Here is a 16,806-nt window from a genome sequence, read left to right as displayed (position 1 = left end):
CCTATGAAAAAATATCTATTAATCCTTTTTTTAGTTAGTTTTAAAGTCGCTTTTGCACAACAAGCACCTTTTTTTAAAAGCTATGATTGGGAGCAAAATCCAAGTTATAACGTTACAAACAAAGATGAAAGTTTAATCGCTTTAAAAGAAAAAGTAGTTACAGAGTTTTATTTTGAAGGCGAAAGTTTAGTAGAATATTTTTTAGAGCATAAAGTCTTGTGGTTAAATTCAGATGATGCCATTGAAGATTATAACAAGGTTTATTTACCTTTTTCATCAGAATCTGAGCTACAAATAAACAAAGCCAGAGTTATCAATCCAAAAGGAGATATTATCGACTTAGACGCTTCTAAAATCCTTACAGCACAAGATGAAGAAACTGGGAGAACTTATAAATATTTTGCTTTTGAAGGAATTACAAAAGGTAGTTTTATCGAATATATTTATGTAGCAAAAAAAAATCCCTCTTACATGGGTAAAAGATTGGATTTACAATCTTCTTATCACAAAAATAAGGTTGAGTTCGATCTATTCTCGCCAGCCAATTTAGTGTTTAAATTTAAAAATTTTAATGATTTACCAGCAGTTGTAGAAGATACAACTACAGTTAAAAAATATCACTATAAATTACACGTAAAAAACTTGCAAAAATTAGAGGATGAAACTCTTTCAGCTTATGATGCCCAAAGAGGTTTTATAGTTTATAAACTTGATAAAAACACTGCAAATAATGCAAATAATATTGTTTCTTACAATAAGGTTTCTCAAAATTTGTACAGTTTTTATTATCCAGATTACAATGAAAATACAAAAAAGTTAATTTATAAATTTATAGAAAATTTAAAGTTGCCTGAAAATGCAGATGAAGAAACAAAAGCTAGAAAAATAGATTTTGTAATTAAAACGGCTATTTTTTCTTCGGATGTAAATGGGGAAGATTTACAAAATTTAGATGAGGTGCTAACCAAAAAAGTAGCGAATGAAACTGGTGTCTTAAAACTCTATATTGCGTTATTAAGAACTCTAAATATTAAGCACGAACTTGTTTTAACAAGTGATAGAAATAATTTGAAATTCGATAAAGAGTTTGAAGCAAATAACTTTTTGACAGATTTTTTAATCTATTTTCCAAAAACAAAAAAATACCTTTCTCCTAATTCGGAAGGCACAAGATATGGTTTCCCAGATCCTTTTAAAACAGATACATATGGTTTGTTTATTAAAGAAGTAACTGTTGGCGATTTTAAATCTGCCATTGGCAAAATCAAATATATTCAGCCAGTAAAAGCTGCTGAAAATTTTGATACAATGTTAGTAGATATTAAATTTAATGAAGAAGATTTAACTGAAAATATAATTCATTTTGAAAGATCTTTTAATGGCTATTATGCTATGAATATTCAGCCTTACACCAATTTAATTGTAGGTGATAAGAGAGAAGAATTAATAGATGGTATTTTTGAAAGTGTAAGTAAAAATATAGAAATTAGTTCTCGAAAAATAGTAAATGAAGACCCAGAATTATTTGGTGTAAAACCAATAAAGTTTATTGCAGATTTTACATCCGAAGATTTTGTGGAAAAAGCAGGAAGAAAATACTTGTTTAAATTAGGGCAATTAATTGGTGGGCAAATGCAATTATATCAAGAAAAAGAAAGAGTTTTACCTTTAGAGAATGAGTTTCAAAGAAGTTATTTTAGAACCTTGAATATAGAAATTCCAGCTGGCTATAAAATAACAAATTTAGAGGATATTAATATTGATAATGTTTATTCAGAAAAAGGGAAAGAACTATTTTCTTTCAAATCTTATTACACTTTAAAAGATAATATTTTAACAATTACTGCAGATGAACATTATAGAAAAAATATTGTAAAAGTAGCTTTGTATGAAGAATACAGAAAGGTAATAAATAGTGCAGCCGATTTTAATAAGATAGTCTTATTGTTAGAAAAAGAATAATATTTGAACTCGGAATAGTTTTTGATTCAAAATAAAAAATCAACCAAACTATTTTATGAGAAAACTACTATTTAGTATTGCTCTTTTATTTGCAGTTCAACTCTCATCACAAGAAAAATTAGGAAGCCCTTTTTTTACAAGTACGTTCAATTTTACTTTAGGCATTAACGAAAATTATACGTTAGATCCAGATGATGGTGAACCTTTAATTGTACCTGCAGCAATTTTTTTAAGACTAGGTATTGGCTATGAGTTTAAAAGACGGTTGGCAGTGAGTTTGCATGCAGGCTATGATTTTCATTGGAATTATGCTGTAGATGCGTTTCCTACCTACACAACTTTAAGATATAATATTACTGAAAGAGAAGATGATGCTTTTTTTATAGAAACGAGTTATGGAAAAATGTGGCGACCAACAAATAGGTATCCAGATGGTAATTATTACGGATTTGGAATTGGTGGTCAAATTGCAGGTGGAAAAAGAGTTAACACCATTGTAAGACTAGATTTCCATAGAAAAGGGCTCTTAGGTTTTAAAAATAATAGGTTAGATAGTGTCTCTTTTGGAATCGGATTTTCTTTTTATTAATATTAGTGTTCATTTAATAGTAAATAGTATTATTCAATCGTTTGATTTTCAGGCATAATTATCAATGGACATTTTCTAATATTCTCGATAATTCTTTCTGTGTTTGTGGCATATTTGTCAAAACATTTTTCTTTTTTAGCTTTTGTAGCCATTATAATTAAATCTATTTTAAGGTTTTCAATTGTTTTTTGAATTCCTCTTATTAGGCTTTCACATTCAGATAGTGCGTAAAATTGATGTTTATGCTCTTTATAAATCGCTGAATATTTATCAACTAAAATAACTAAACCTTTTTCAGATTTTTGTTTTGGTTTTTCAAACCAATCTTTACTAGCTTTTAAAAAATTTAAAGCTTGTAAACCAGAAATATTTAAAGAATATGTATTTAAAAGATAAAAAGCACAGGCTTCATTTTTGTGTAAATGAACAGCATATTCTATAACTTTATCACTATTGTTTTTAAATTCTATAGGTATTAAAATTTTTTTCATGATATTTTACAGCTCTCTAAATACTTACATTTAGCAGTTATTATTTAAGTTTAATTGCTTATGTACATCAACATAAAATTGATCTTTTAATTTTCTATAACTATCCATATGTTGTAAATAGGTCTCTTTATGTTTTTTATGTTCATTGAGATATGTAGTGTCACATTGAGTGTCTTCACATTCTGCAATATGCTCTCTAATGCTCATATATTTATGTAAAATACTTAACAGATGATCATTTTCTTGGTTCTTCTTTTCAAATTCTAACAGTATTTCTTCATCATTTATATTTTTTTTGTTTAGAGAATTACTGCATAATTCAATTAAAATTTTTAGTTCTTCTTTTATAAATCTTAATTGCATTAACCAATTAGAAAGTTCTGTGGTGTTTAGTTTATGAGATTTATCTACATCTGTGTCGTGTTTATAAATATTGGTGTTTAGTAAGTTCATCATCTAGTTTTTAAAGTAATACTTCTATTCGTTTGTGATTTTCATCTTGATTTACAGCTACAATTTTAATTTTTCTTTGTCCTCCAGGAAAATCCCAAACTAATTCATCGTTTTCTGAATATCCAAAAAGTGCAATTCCTATTGGCGATAGCACAGATATTTTATGTTCTTTCACATTTTTTTCTGATGGAACAACAATTTTTAAAGTATTTTCCCAGCCATTTTCTGCAATTACTTTAACATTGCTATTAAAGCGAATTACATCTTCTGGCATGTTTATATCATCAACAATTTGAGCTGTTTTTAACTCTTCTATTAGCCTTTGTATTGAACTTTGAGTATTAGAGTTATTAGCGTACGTATTCAGGTTTAAAAGTCGTTTTAAATACACATATTCTTTTTTTTCAAGTATAATATTTCCGTATTTCATGTTATTGTATTTTTCTAATCTTGAGTTATGAATTTTCTTTAATGTTATTTAAATTATTGAACATATTTTTAAACAGATGTTATAGCAAAATTTGGTATGGTATTTTTATGCTTATAAACAGTTACAGATTCTTCAAAATCGCTACAAGACCAAACTTTTTCTTTTGAATGGGTAAGAACACAAGCAGTATTGTACATACAAATGCTGCATAGATTTAAAGGATTTGTTTTCATAAATATTTTTTTTAGTATTTATAATATCTATGGCAAGCTGTGTGCCAAGGCATTTTAAATATAAAAAAGATTGCTGTAAAGCCTTTGGCTGTATGGTTTTTTTTGAAAAACATAAAAAAAGGATGAAATAAAAATTGATTCCTTATTACACAATTGAGTAAAAAGTACGCTTTTAAAAAAAAACTTGAATTCGTAAAAAAACGCCTTAACAGATAAACTGTTAAGGCGCTACCAATTAAAAAATAATACTAAACTACTAACTTAACTAACTATCTTCTTTAACTCTTATTTCTCCAGATTTTATAGCTTCTTCAAAATTTATAGAAACACTTTTTATTACTTTATAAAACCCAGTTCCATCAGTTGGTTTTACTTTTATTTTTGTGGAACCATTATTTTTCTTGGTAACTTTAGTAACAATTACCTCTTTACCATTTACAGTTTGGTTGGTTAAAACACCACCTTTTTTAAGTATAATATTTTTTCTAGGAAAATTTATGTGCTTGTAATTGTTTCCAGAAGGTTTAACAATTTCAAAAATATCTCCTTTTTTTACTTCGATTTTTGTTTCTTGTGCATTTAAACTCAAACTTCCTAAAACAATTAAAACTGTAATTAAATAGCTTTTCATCTAACAAAATTTAAATTATATTTTTATCTCTATTAATTGTACAATCTACATGCCAAAAAAAACGATTTTAGTTTGCGTATTTTTTAATGTATTGATATTTAGATAGATGTTAAAGTTAAATAAATTTAGTTGCATACAAATATTGTGTAATAATTACTCGCTAGTGTAAGATGTATCCAACTAATTATCTAATTTATGACTCAGCGTTTTTCGCGTAATTCCTAAAATTTCTGCAGCTTTCGTCTTGTTATTATTGGTAGCATTTAAAACTTTCTGAATGTATTTTTTTTCAAACTCTTTTAATGAAACTAATCTTTCATCAGGAAAATTAATATTATGCTTTAAAGTGTCTGGTAAATGCTGAACTTCAATTGTTTTATCGCACATAATTACTGCACGTTGAATTATATTTTCTAATTCTCGGATGTTTCCAGGCCAATTATAACGTTCTAAAATATTTAAAACAGCTGGTTCAATTTTAATGAATCTGTCTTTATATTCAAGTCCATATTTAAATAAAAATTTATCTACTAAAGGTTTAATATCTTCTTTACGATCTCTTAAAGGAGCAATATTTATTTCAACAACTGTTAATCTGTAAAATAAATCTTCTCTAAAAGTTTGTTTTGCAATCATTGCTTTTAAATCGCTATTGGTTGCTGCAATAATTCGCACATCAATTTTTTTTGGTTTTTGTGCACCAATTTTTACAACTTCTTTTTCTTGTAAAACACGTAATAATCTAGCCTGCACATTTAAAGGAGCATTGCCAATTTCATCTAAAAAAATAGTTCCTCCATTTGCTGCTTGAAAAAAACCATCTCGATCTTTATCTGCGCCAGTAAAAGCCCCTTTTGTGTAGCCAAATAATTCTGCTTCTAGCAGGTTTTCTGGAATGCCACCACAATTTACAGCAATAAATGGAGCTTTGGCAAACTTACCTTTATAATGTATAGCTCTTGCAACGAGTTCTTTACCTGTGCCACTTTCGCCTTTAATAAATATGGTTGCTTTGTTATTTTTTACACGCTCAATAATTTGAATTACGTTATTTATTTTTTCTGAATTACCTATAATTTCACCATAACTTTTACTGTTATTTTCTTCGGATGAATTTACATCAGTTTCAGACAAAAGTTGATTTTTTAAAGAAGTAGTTACAGCAGTTTCTAACTCATTTTTGGTAAATGGTTTTGTTAAGTAATCTACAACACCCGCTTTTATTGCAGCTAAAGAATCTTGCACAGAAGGATAGCCTGTAACTACTAATTTGGGTAAATTAGGATAATGTTCGGAAACAAATTTAATCAACTCAAAACCATCTATTTCTGGCATTTTTAAATCTGTAATTAGCAAATCTATTTGTGTATCTTTTAAAATACTAACAGCTTCTTTTACAGAAATTGCTTTGTAGGTATGATAATTCCAAGAATGTAAATGACGTTGTAATAATTCTAAAATATGTACATCATCATCTACAATTAAAATATTTTCTTTTCTTAATTGCATACTTTTAAGATTTTGGTAATTTAACAGTAAAACAAGCACCTTTTAATTTATTATTCTTTGCTTTAATAGTTCCATGATGGCTGGCAACAATTCCATGAACTACGCTTAAACCCAATCCAGTTCCATCTCCAGGAGATTTTGTAGAAAAAAATGGTTGAAAAATTTTATCTAAATTCTCTTCTAAAATTCCTTCTCCCTCATCAAAAATTTCTAAAACTATATCTGTTTTTGTTTGATGAGCTTTAATAGTAACCAAGCCATTTTTAGGTGAAAAATAAATAGCATTGATTATTAAGTTGAATAAAATTTGTGTAATTTGAACAGTATCTGCTTTTAAATTTAATTCTGATTCATCAATAATAATTGTATGTTTTACCTGTTCTTTTCTAAAGGTTGCCTCTAATAAATTAAGGGCATTTTTTATATTCGGTACTATATTTATTTCTTTTTTTTCTTGTGGCATTTCACAAGCAAAAAACATTAATTTTTTAACAACTTCTCTTGCAAAAATAGCATTGCTTATAATTTTATCTACATCTTGAGTAGTTTGATTAACATTTTTAAAATCGTCTTTTAAAAGCTCTGCAAATCCTAAAATATTGGCTAAAGGTGTATTTAATTCGTGCGCAATTCCTGCAGTTAATTCTCCTAATATTTTTAAACGATCTGCACGTTCCATTTGTCTTTTAAGAGAAATTTCATTTTGTTGAATTTCTATTCTTTCTAATAAATTCCCTAATTTTAAAGCTACATTATCCAACAAAGGTTGCTCTTCATCTAAAAATAAAAGAGATTTTTTTTTGATTGATGCTACAATTCTCCCTTTAATTTTATTGAATAGAATTACATCAGCAGAAATTTGATGTTCTTGATTTAAAGGTCCAGTTTTGTAAGTGTGTAAAGGAATTTCAATTAAAATATTTGTTTGTTCAGGAAACTGAAATCCTTTTTTTAAGCTCTTACCAATGGCCTTTAGCGTTTCTGAAATTTCAACAGCATCTGCATTTACGATGATAGAAGATACTTCATACAAACAGGTAAGTTCCTTAATTCTTTCTTCTAAAGCTGTATTTTTGATGCTCATCTTTTGTGCTTAAACTTTTTTTAATGTTGATTTATTTTTCAACACTGTATTCTAAAATTTTTATAGTTAATTAACAATTCTCAATCCTTTTTTTAAAAATACATTTTTTTTGGTGCTAAACCTTAAAATTAAATAGCCAATAATTGCAGAAATAAGTGATCCCAGTAAAATACCAATTTTTGCTGAACTTATATATTCTGGACTAGATGTAAATGCTAAACTTGCCACAAAAATTGCCATTGTAAAACCTATACCAGCAATAAATGAAACGCCTATAATTTGTTTAAAATTTATATTTGCAGGAATTTGCAACAGGTTTAATTTTTCAGCAATAAATATTACAATTGGTATGCCTAAACCTTTTCCTAAAACCAAACAAATTACAATATTTACAACCAATGCAACTTCTATACCTGCAGAACTATCTATAAGCACACCAGCATTTGCAAGCGCGAAAACAGGAATTATAAAATAAGCAACCCAACCATGTAAATTATGTTCTAAATGCTGCAAAGGAGATTGAAATTTATTACTCCAGCTCTCTAAATCGTCCATAGATTCTATTTGCTCATTAGATAAAATAGGCTTCCTTGAAATGCTTGCTTTTTTAATATTATTATAAACATTTTCTAGTTGTGTAACAAATGTATAACTATTTATTCTTTGCCTTATAGGTACAGAAAAAGCTAGTAAAATTCCTGCCACAGTTGGGTGAACACCAGATTTTAAAAATAAGATCCAAACAACAACTCCTGTAAAAAATAAAATGAATTTTGAGTAATAGCCTTTATAAGATAAAAAGTATAAGATTGCTAATAAACCTAAAGCAATTAAAAGTAACGTTGTTTTTATGGTGCCACTATAAAAAATAGCGATTACTAAAACAGCTTCAATATCATCTACAATTGCAAAAGCGATTAAAAATATTTTTAAACTTAATGGCACTCTTTTTCCTAAAGCATTTAAAACTGCTAAGGAAAATGCTATATCTGTAGCCATAGGAATTCCCCAACCTTTAAATGTTTCTGGATTTTGATTTAAAAGAATGTATAAACCCACTGGAATTAAAGCTCCACCAATGGCGCCAAATAAGGGGAATGCTAATTTCTTTACAGAATTTAATTCACCAATTAACACTTCTCTTTTTATTTCTAAACCAATTAAAAAGAAGAAAATTGCCATTAAGCCATCATTAATCCAAAGTAATAAAGGTTTTTTAAGTTCAAAACCTTCGCCAGAAATTCCTATTTTATAATCCCAAAGTTCAGCATATGTATTTCCAAAACTAGAATTAGCCCAGATTAATGCAATTATTGTACTCAACAATAATAAAATCCCGCTAAAACCTTCAATTTTTATAAATTTTTGAAATGGTGTAAGAAATACTTTTCTAATCATATTTTATTTTTTTGATAAGTTTGCTTTTATTGATGCCTTATTTTCAAAAAATATACCTCTAATCCAATTATTTATATAATGTAATGGAAATTAGTTGATTAGTTAATTAGCGAATTTAAAAAAGCGAGTAATAATTACTCAATCGTATCAGAACTACTCGAATTATTCAATTTCTTTTTTTTGGGATATTTAATTTAGCTACTTTATAAAAACGAAAAAACCTCGCAAAAATGCGAGGTTTTAAATTATATGAATAAAGTTCTGAAATAAATTCAGTGTAAATTATCCTAAAGTAACTCTTTTAAAAGTAGATACTTCTACATCACCATAAGTCTTTACATATTCTGCAACGTTCTTTTTATCATCTTTAATAAAAGCTTGATCTAAAAGACATTGTTCCATATCTAAAGTTGTGTTATCAGCAACGAATCTATCAATTTTTCCTGGTAAAATTCTGTCCCAGATTTTTTCTGGTTTCCCTTCTGCAGCTAATTCAGCTTTTGCATCAGCTTCAGCTTTCGCTAAAACTTCTGGAGTTAATTGAGACATAGAAATATATTGAGGAACATTTTTCAACGTTTTCCCTAATCTACCTAATTCGATATTATCTTTTTCGATAACTGCAATTCTAGCTTCTGTTTCAGCAGCAACAAATGCAGGATCAAAATCTTTGTAAGATAAAGTAGTTGCACCCATTGAAGCAACTTGCATTGCAACATCTTTTGCTAATTCTTCAGCATTCTCTACAACAGCAGATAAACCAACTAAAGCAGCAATTTTACCAATGTGTGTATAAGCACCAACATAGGCAGCTTCTACTTTTTCGAAAGCAGTAATTTCTAATTTTTCACCAATTACACCAGTTTGTTCAACCAATTTATCAGCAACAGTCATTCCACCAAAATCAGCAGCTAAAAACTCTTCTTTACTATTTGTATTCAAAGCGATATCAGCAAACTGACCACCTAAAGCTACAAAAGAATCGTTTTTACCAACAAAATCAGTTTCACAAGCTAAAACGATAGCAACACCAACTGTATTGTCATCATTAATTTTAGTTACTGCAACACCTTCTGTAGAATCTCTATCAGCTCTTTTTGCAGCAATTTTCTGACCTTTTTTACGTAAAACATCTATTGCTTTGTCAAAATCGTTACCAGCTTCAACTAATGCCTTTTTACAGTCCATCATTCCAGCTCCAGTAGCTTCTCTTAACTTTTTAACATCAGCAGCACTTACTTTTACTGTTTCCATGTTATTTATTTTTAAATTATCGATTAAAACTAATTTTATTCTTCTTCGTCTGTTGCTTTAGCAGCTTTTGCTTTCTCGTCTTTTTTAGGAGCTTTTGGCTCTTTAGGACTTTTAGCTTCTTTTACTTTATCTTTATCTGCTTTTCTGTCAGATAAACCTTCAGCAATTGCATCTGTTAAAAAAGATAAAACTTTATCTACAGATTTAGAAGCATCATCATTTGCAGGAATTACAAAATCTACCTCTCTTGGATCAGAGTTTGTATCTACCATTGCAAAAATTGGGATGTTTAATTTTTGAGCTTCTGCTACTGCAATGTGCTCTTTTTTAATATCCACAATAAATAAAGCACCAGGCAAACGAGTCATATCAGAAATAGAACCTAAATTCTTTTCTAATTTTTCTCTCTGACGATTAATTTGTAATTTTTCTCTTTTTGATAAGGCATCAAAAGAACCATCTTGCTTCATTCTATCAATATGAGCCATTTTTTTAACAGCTTTTCTAATAGTAACAAAGTTCGTTAACATTCCACCTGGCCATCTTTCTGTAATGTAAGGCATGCTAACAGCTTTCGCTTTTTCAGATACGATATCTTTTGCTTGTTTTTTTGTAGCAACAAATAAAATTTTACGTCCAGAGTTTGCAATCTTTTTTAAAGCTTCTGAAGTTTCTTCTATTTTTGCTGCAGTTTTATACAAATCAATGATGTGTACACCATTTCTTTCAGTATAAATATATGGAGCCATGTTTGGGTTCCATTTTCTAGTTAAATGTCCAAAATGAACACCACTATCTAATAATTCTTGAATATTTATATTTGCCATTTTTTAAAATGTGTTTACTTTCTGTTTGTTAAATCAATACTTAGGTAGTCTTTCGAGTCCCAACTATTTAGATACTAAACTGTTTAATATTATTTTTTTTGTAATAATAACAGTTCTCGTAAAAAAAATACAGAATTGTTTCAGTAAATACCGAAACAAGTTCAATATTAACGTTTCGAGAATTGGAATTTTTTACGTGCTTTTTTCTGACCGAATTTCTTACGTTCAACCATTCTTGGATCACGAGTTAATAAACCTTCTGGCTTTAAAATTAATCTGTGTTCTGCATTAATAAATACTAATGCTCTTGTAATTGCTAAACGAATTGCTTCTGCTTGACCAGTAACTCCACCACCGTAAACATTAACTTTAATGTCATAAGACTCTAAGTTTTCTGTTAACATTAAAGGTTGTTGTACTTTATATTGTAAAGTTCCTGTTGTAAAGTAGTTTTTATAATCTTTATTATTAACTACAATTTCTCCTTTTCCTTCAGAAAGATAAATACGAGCAACAGCCGTTTTTCTTCTACCTATTTTATGTACTATATCCATTATTTAAGATCGTTAAGGTTAATAGCTTTAGGTGCTTGACCTGCATGTTTGTGCTCAGTACCTGCATAAACATACAAGTTTCTGTAAAGTGCTGCTCCTAAAATATTTTTAGGTAACATTCCTTTTACTGCTTTTTCGATTAATCTTGTAGGATCTTTCTCAAACATTTCTGTTGCAGTTAATGATCTTTGTCCTCCTGGATATCCTGTATGACGAATGTAAGATTTCTCTTTCCATTTGTTACCCGTTAAAACAATTTTTTCTGCGTTGATAATAACCACGTTGTCTCCACAATCTACGTGAGGAGTAAAGTTTGGCTTATATTTACCTCTAATTAGCTTTGCTACTTTAGAAGCTAGACGACCCAACGTTTGACCGTCAGCATCAACTAAAACCCACTCCTTGTTTACGGTAGCGCTGTTTGCTGATACTGTTTTGTAACTTAATGTGTTCATAATTACACTATTAGTTTTTGTTTATTAATAAATTATGTTTTCCTTAAAAAAGGAGTGCAAATGTAGTGCTATTTATTTGATTGACAAATAGTGTTTTAGAAAATTTTAAGTACAATTTGTCAACAAAAAAATGAAGACCGTTTTTTAAGCAGTCTTCATTTAGTAAAATGTACTATTTAATTGAAGAAATAAGACCTATTGCCAACCTCCACCTAAAGTTTGGTATAATTTTACATTTGCCAAAAGTTGATCTCTTTTTGTTTCAACAATTTCTAATTTAGAATCTAAAGCTTCTCTTTGTACAAATAAAACTTCTGTATATTCTACTCTTGCAGATCTAAACAATTGAAGTGATAAATTAATCGATTCTTTAAGCGCATTTACTTGTTGTTCTTTTAAATCATAACTTTTTTTAAGATTGCTGATGTTCGAAAGCTCATTAGAAACCTCCATAAATCCATTTAAAATAGATTTTTCATATTCAAATACAGCTTGTAATTGTTTTGCATTTGCGCTTTTATATGTTGCTTTTATAGCATTTCTATTTATTAAAGGACCAACAACATCACCAACTAAAGAGTATAATAATGACTCTGGAGTATGGGTTAAGAATTTTGGTTGAAAAGCCTCCAAACCAACACCAGCTTTTATACCTATTGATGGATAAAAATTAGCTTTTGCAATGGCAACATTTAATTTTGATGCTTGTAACTCATATTCAGCTTGTCTAATATCTGGTCTGTTTGCTAATAATTGCGATGGAATTCCTGTAAAAATTGTATCTATTTTTTTACTGATAAAATTTTCTGAATCTCTTGGTATTTTCTTTGGATAATGGCCAATCAAAAAGTTAATCTTATTTTCTGTTTCTACAATTTGTTGTTGAATTCTAAACTGATTGCTTTGGTTTTTAAAAACTTCTGCTTCAAAACGTCTAACTGCTAATTGGGTTGCTCTTGCTGCTTCCTTTTGCAATTTCACCATTTTTAACGCATTTTGTTGAAGCTCTAAATTTTCATTTATAATTAACAATTGGTTGTCCAAAGCCTGCAATTCATAATAAGAACTAGCAATTTCTGCAACCAAATTTGTGACCATAAAATTTTTACCTTCTATAGATGATAAATATTCTAAAGTTGCTGCTTTTTTGCCATTTCGTAATTTTTTCCAAACATCCAATTCCCAAGAAGCAGCTAAACCAACTGAGAAATTCGGTAAAGGTTCAGGAAACTCTTCGTTTTCGCGAATATTTAGGTTTCTTTCAACAGCGCCATTTCTGGTAAACTCACCTACTTTTTCAAATTCAGAGCCTGCATAAATATTTACGAAAGGCAAATATTCTCCTTTTCTTATTCCGATTTCATTTTTTGCTCTATTTATTTGTTGCGAAATAATATTTAACTCTTGGTTATTTACCAAAGCAGTATCAATTAAAGCAACCAAATTGGCATCAGAAAAGAAATTTTTCCAGTTAATTTTTGCTGAATTTAAAGAGTCCGAAATTTTACTATTAAAATTTTTAGGAACAATTTTATTTTCATTTCTAATTAATTGTTGTGAAGGAACACAAGAATAAAAAGAAATAAACAAAATGCTAAACGCTAAAATAAAATAACTCTTTTTTGTTATTTTTTGAATTAATTTATTCATCATTTTTGTTTTTAGTGAGTTTTTTTAATATTTTTTTAATCCTTTTTAGTGTTTTTTCAGTATTACTTTTTCTTTCAGATGTTCGCATAAACTCTTCGGAAATTGGCTCAAAATTTTCATCCATAATTAAACCTCTTCCTTTTGCTAAACTTGCAAAAATATAATACAAGCCAGGTATAATTAAAACGCCAAACATTGTGCCTATAAACATACCACCAAGCGCAGAACCACCAATGGTTTTATTACCAATTGCACCTGCTCCAGTTGCTAAAACTAAAGGGATTAAACCTGCAATAAATGCAAAAGAAGTCATTAAAATTGGACGAAATCTTGCTTTTGCACCTTCAATAGCAGCTTCTAATATTGTTGCACCTTGTAATTGTTTTTGAACTGCAAATTCTACAATTAAAACGGCATTTTTTCCCAATAAACCAACCAACATGATCAAACCAATTTGTGCATATACATCATTGGCTAACCCCATCATTTTTAATAAAAGAAAAGATCCAAAAACCCCAACAGGTAAAGATAAAATAACAACAAGTGGTAATAGAAAACTTTCATATTGAGCAGCCAATACAAAGTACACAAATATTAAAACGATGATAAAAATGTAGATGGATTCACTTCCTCTTTTTGCTTCATCAAAAGATAAATCTTCCCAAGCAATGTCATAATCTCTTGGTAATTCTTTTGCTGCAACTTCTTTAATAGCAGCAATGGCATCTCCACTTGTAAAACCAACTGCTGGCAAACCTCTAATAGAAGCAGAATTGTATAAATTGTAACGTGTAATTTCGTTTGGACCTAACTTTTTTTCGATGGTCATAAAAGCTGAATAAGGCACCATTTCTCCTTGTTCGTTTTTTACAAAAAGTTTTTCTAAATCAGATGGCAATCGTCTATATTCTGGAGCAGCTTGTGTATATACTTTAAAAAACCTTCCAAAACGAATAAATCCTTGTTCGTAGGTACTACCAATTAAAATATTCAAATTTTCCATTGCTTTGCTAATAGTAACGCCTTTTTGCATCGCAATTTTATTATTAATTTTTAATTCGTATTGAGGATAATTTGCAGAGTAAAATGTAAATAAGCCTTTTAATTCTGGACGTTTTTCTAAAGCTTCCATAAAATTATTATTAACTTTTTCAAATTCGTGGTAATCTGTAGAGTTTGTCTTGTCTAACAATCGCAAAGAAAATCCGCCAGAAGAACCAAATCCAGGTACTGCAGGTGGTTCGAAATATTCTATAATGGCACCTAAATCTTTGGTTTCTTCTTCTAGTTCTTCCATGATTTCGTGCACAGATTGATGACGATCATGCCAAGGTTTTAAATTGATTAAACACGTTCCAGCATTAGATCCTCTACCTTCTGTCATAATTTCATAACCCGCTAAAGATGTTACAGATTCTACACCTTCATTTTCTTCACATATTTTCTGCAATTTTTTAGCAACTTCATTTGTGCGTTCTAAAGTAGAACCTGGAGGAGTTTGAATAATGGCATAAATCATTCCTTGGTCTTCGTTTGGAATAAAACCAGCAGGTAAAGATTCATTTGTAACATAAATTCCTACACAAAATATCGCCAAAATTCCGAAGGTTACAATACGTCTTGCCACAATTTTATTTAAGATGGCAACATATTTTCCAGTTAATTTTTCAAAACCTTTATTAAACCAATTTATAAATTTATCAACAGGAGATTTTTTTACTTTTCCATGATTATTTTTAAGCAACATTGCACACAAAACTGGTGTTAATGTTAAAGCAACCAAGGCAGAAATTATAATAGAACCAGCCATTGTTATTGAAAACTGTCTGTAGAAAACACCAACAGGTCCAGTCATAAAAGAAATTGGAATAAATACAGAAACCATTACTAATGTTATGGCTACAATTGCCCCACCAATTTCGCCTAAAACAGCATACGATGCTTGGTAAGGAGATAAATTTTCCTCTTCCATTTTTGCATGCACAGCCTCAACCACAACAATGGCATCATCTACCACAATTCCAATTGCTAAAACCAATGCAAAAAGTGTAATTAAGTTGATAGATAAACCAAACATTTGCATCACAAAGAATGCTCCAATTAAAGAAACAGGTACAGCAATAATTGGAATTAATGTTGAGCGCCAATCGCCTAAAAATAAGAAAACTACAATAGCAACTAAAATAAACGCATCCCTTAATGTATGAATAACTTGCTCTATGGAAGCGTTTAAAAAGTTAGAAACATCATAAGAAATATTAAAATCTACATTGGGTGGTAAATCTATTTTTAGTTCGTCTAATTTTGCTTTAACGTCTTTAATAACATCACTACCATTACTACCAACAGTTTGCTTTAAAACAATTGATGCAGAAGGTTTGCCATCTAAATTAGAATAAATATCAAAAAATTCGCTTCCTAATTTTACATCAGCAATATCTGCTAATTTTATTATTTCACCTTCTTCATTGGCACGAATTATAATCTCTTTATATTGTTCTGGCTCATTATATCTATCTTGATATGTTAACACATATTCTAAAGATTGTGATGCAATTCCAGAGCTTTGTCCTAATCTTCCTGGCCTTGCCAAAATACTTTGCTCTTGCATGGCTTCCATAACTTCTTCTGCAGAAATATTGTAAGCACGCATTCTATCTGGTTTTAACCAAACACGAATTGCATATTTTCTACTTCCTAAAATTTGGGCATTTGCAATTCCGTTAATTCGTTGAATATCTGGAATTACTTTTGTGTACGCATAATTGTATAAAAACTTTTCGTCGATATTTTTATCGGTGCTAGATAGGTTTACATACATTAACATACTTGGCTGAATTGGTGTAATAATTACACCTTCTCTTTGTACCAATTCTGGTAACAATGGCATTACTTGATCTACCCTTGTTTTTACACGAACAACTGCTTGGTCTGGGTCCGTACCAGGTTCAAAAATAATTCTGATGGTTGCTTCTCCTGCACTTGTAGCATCTGAAGCGATGTAACGCATTCCTTGCACACCATTAATGGCAGTTTCTAAAGGAATTAACGTTGAGTTTACTAAAACTTCTGCGTTAGAACCTGGATAGGCAATAAATATATTTACAGTAGTTGGCGCAATTTCTGGAAACTGAGAAATTGGTAATTGCTTAATGGAAAGCGAACCAATAAATAGAATCATTATAGAAATAACGATTGCTAAAACAGGTCTTTTTATAAATTTTTTAAACATTTTTTTTGTAGATTTTAGTGAAACTAAATTTTTAAAAATTGCAGAGCAATACAT

Annotated in this window: 16 protein-coding genes; 2 read left to right on the top strand and 14 right to left on the bottom strand. The window is 29.3% G+C overall.

Features of this window, described 5'->3' with window-relative positions; all coding sequences use genetic code 11:
* The first annotated feature begins 3 nt into the window (after nucleotides 1-3).
* Nucleotides 4-1,962, top strand: coding sequence for a DUF3857 domain-containing protein (locus LPB03_RS09250; protein ID WP_065317595.1), 1,959 nt, complete (start codon nucleotides 4-6; stop codon nucleotides 1,960-1,962).
* A gap of 55 nt (nucleotides 1,963-2,017) precedes the next feature.
* Nucleotides 2,018-2,551 (top strand): hypothetical protein, encoded by a 534-nt coding sequence (locus LPB03_RS09245; protein WP_065317596.1) that lies wholly within the window; start codon nucleotides 2,018-2,020, stop codon nucleotides 2,549-2,551.
* Between the two features lie 29 nt (nucleotides 2,552-2,580).
* Here the strand turns inward: LPB03_RS09245 and LPB03_RS09240 are convergent, their stop codons facing one another.
* From LPB03_RS09240 to LPB03_RS09180, 14 genes are all read right to left on the bottom strand, one after another.
* Entirely contained in the window at nucleotides 2,581-3,042 is a 462-nt protein-coding gene (locus LPB03_RS09240; RefSeq protein WP_065317597.1) for a universal stress protein, read from the bottom strand.
* A gap of 30 nt (nucleotides 3,043-3,072) precedes the next feature.
* The gene (locus tag LPB03_RS09235) at nucleotides 3,073-3,498 is read right to left on the bottom strand and encodes a hypothetical protein (protein ID WP_231953081.1); all 426 of its coding nucleotides are present in this window, start codon (nucleotides 3,496-3,498) and stop codon (nucleotides 3,073-3,075) included.
* Between the two features lie 7 nt (nucleotides 3,499-3,505).
* Nucleotides 3,506-3,925 carry a GreA/GreB family elongation factor gene (locus tag LPB03_RS09230; RefSeq protein WP_065317598.1) on the bottom strand — a complete coding sequence of 140 codons (420 nt, stop codon included), beginning with the start codon at nucleotides 3,923-3,925 and terminating at the stop codon, nucleotides 3,506-3,508.
* 68 nt (nucleotides 3,926-3,993) lie between these two features.
* Nucleotides 3,994-4,158 (bottom strand): hypothetical protein, encoded by a 165-nt coding sequence (locus LPB03_RS16620; RefSeq protein WP_157579356.1) that lies wholly within the window; start codon nucleotides 4,156-4,158, stop codon nucleotides 3,994-3,996.
* A 265-nt stretch (nucleotides 4,159-4,423) separates the two neighbouring features.
* A complete protein-coding gene (locus LPB03_RS09225) occupies nucleotides 4,424-4,789 on the bottom strand; it encodes a hypothetical protein (protein WP_065317599.1) in 366 nt (121 codons plus the stop codon).
* Between the two features lie 180 nt (nucleotides 4,790-4,969).
* Nucleotides 4,970-6,298, bottom strand: a complete 1,329-nt coding sequence (locus LPB03_RS09220; protein WP_065317600.1) for a sigma-54-dependent transcriptional regulator — start codon at nucleotides 6,296-6,298, stop codon at nucleotides 4,970-4,972.
* A 4-nt stretch (nucleotides 6,299-6,302) separates the two neighbouring features.
* Complete coding sequence (locus tag LPB03_RS09215; RefSeq protein WP_065317601.1) at nucleotides 6,303-7,382, bottom strand: sensor histidine kinase; 1,080 nt, start codon at nucleotides 7,380-7,382, stop codon at nucleotides 6,303-6,305.
* A gap of 66 nt (nucleotides 7,383-7,448) precedes the next feature.
* Nucleotides 7,449-8,780 carry a Na+/H+ antiporter NhaA gene (gene nhaA, locus LPB03_RS09210; RefSeq protein WP_065317602.1) on the bottom strand — a complete coding sequence of 444 codons (1,332 nt, stop codon included), beginning with the start codon at nucleotides 8,778-8,780 and terminating at the stop codon, nucleotides 7,449-7,451.
* Nucleotides 8,781-9,062: 282 nt separating this feature from the next.
* Nucleotides 9,063-10,034: a translation elongation factor Ts gene (tsf, locus tag LPB03_RS09205; RefSeq protein WP_065317603.1), complete on the bottom strand. Its 972-nt coding sequence runs from the start codon at nucleotides 10,032-10,034 to the stop codon at nucleotides 9,063-9,065.
* 35 nt (nucleotides 10,035-10,069) lie between these two features.
* Nucleotides 10,070-10,861 (bottom strand): 30S ribosomal protein S2, encoded by a 792-nt coding sequence (rpsB, locus tag LPB03_RS09200; RefSeq protein ID WP_065317604.1) that lies wholly within the window; start codon nucleotides 10,859-10,861, stop codon nucleotides 10,070-10,072.
* Between the two features lie 167 nt (nucleotides 10,862-11,028).
* Entirely contained in the window at nucleotides 11,029-11,415 is a 387-nt protein-coding gene (rpsI, locus tag LPB03_RS09195) for a 30S ribosomal protein S9 (protein WP_065317605.1), read from the bottom strand.
* Nucleotides 11,415-11,870, bottom strand: coding sequence for a 50S ribosomal protein L13 (rplM, locus tag LPB03_RS09190; protein WP_065317606.1), 456 nt, complete (start codon nucleotides 11,868-11,870; stop codon nucleotides 11,415-11,417). The genes rpsI and rplM overlap by 1 nt, the downstream gene beginning before the upstream one ends.
* A gap of 195 nt (nucleotides 11,871-12,065) precedes the next feature.
* The gene (locus tag LPB03_RS09185; RefSeq protein WP_065317607.1) at nucleotides 12,066-13,520 is read right to left on the bottom strand and encodes a TolC family protein; all 1,455 of its coding nucleotides are present in this window, start codon (nucleotides 13,518-13,520) and stop codon (nucleotides 12,066-12,068) included.
* On the bottom strand, nucleotides 13,513-16,752 hold the full coding sequence (locus LPB03_RS09180) for an efflux RND transporter permease subunit (RefSeq protein ID WP_065317707.1): 3,240 nt from the start codon (nucleotides 16,750-16,752) through the stop codon (nucleotides 13,513-13,515). The genes LPB03_RS09185 and LPB03_RS09180 overlap by 8 nt, the downstream gene beginning before the upstream one ends.
* Nucleotides 16,753-16,806: the final 54 nt, after the last annotated feature.

Origin of the sequence: Polaribacter vadi, assembly GCF_001761365.1 — a bacterium.
In the GTDB taxonomy this organism is placed as follows: Bacteria; Bacteroidota; Bacteroidia; order Flavobacteriales; family Flavobacteriaceae; genus Polaribacter; species Polaribacter vadi.
Note: the sequence above shows the minus strand (reverse complement) of the source record. Positions and strands in the feature narration are given on the sequence as shown.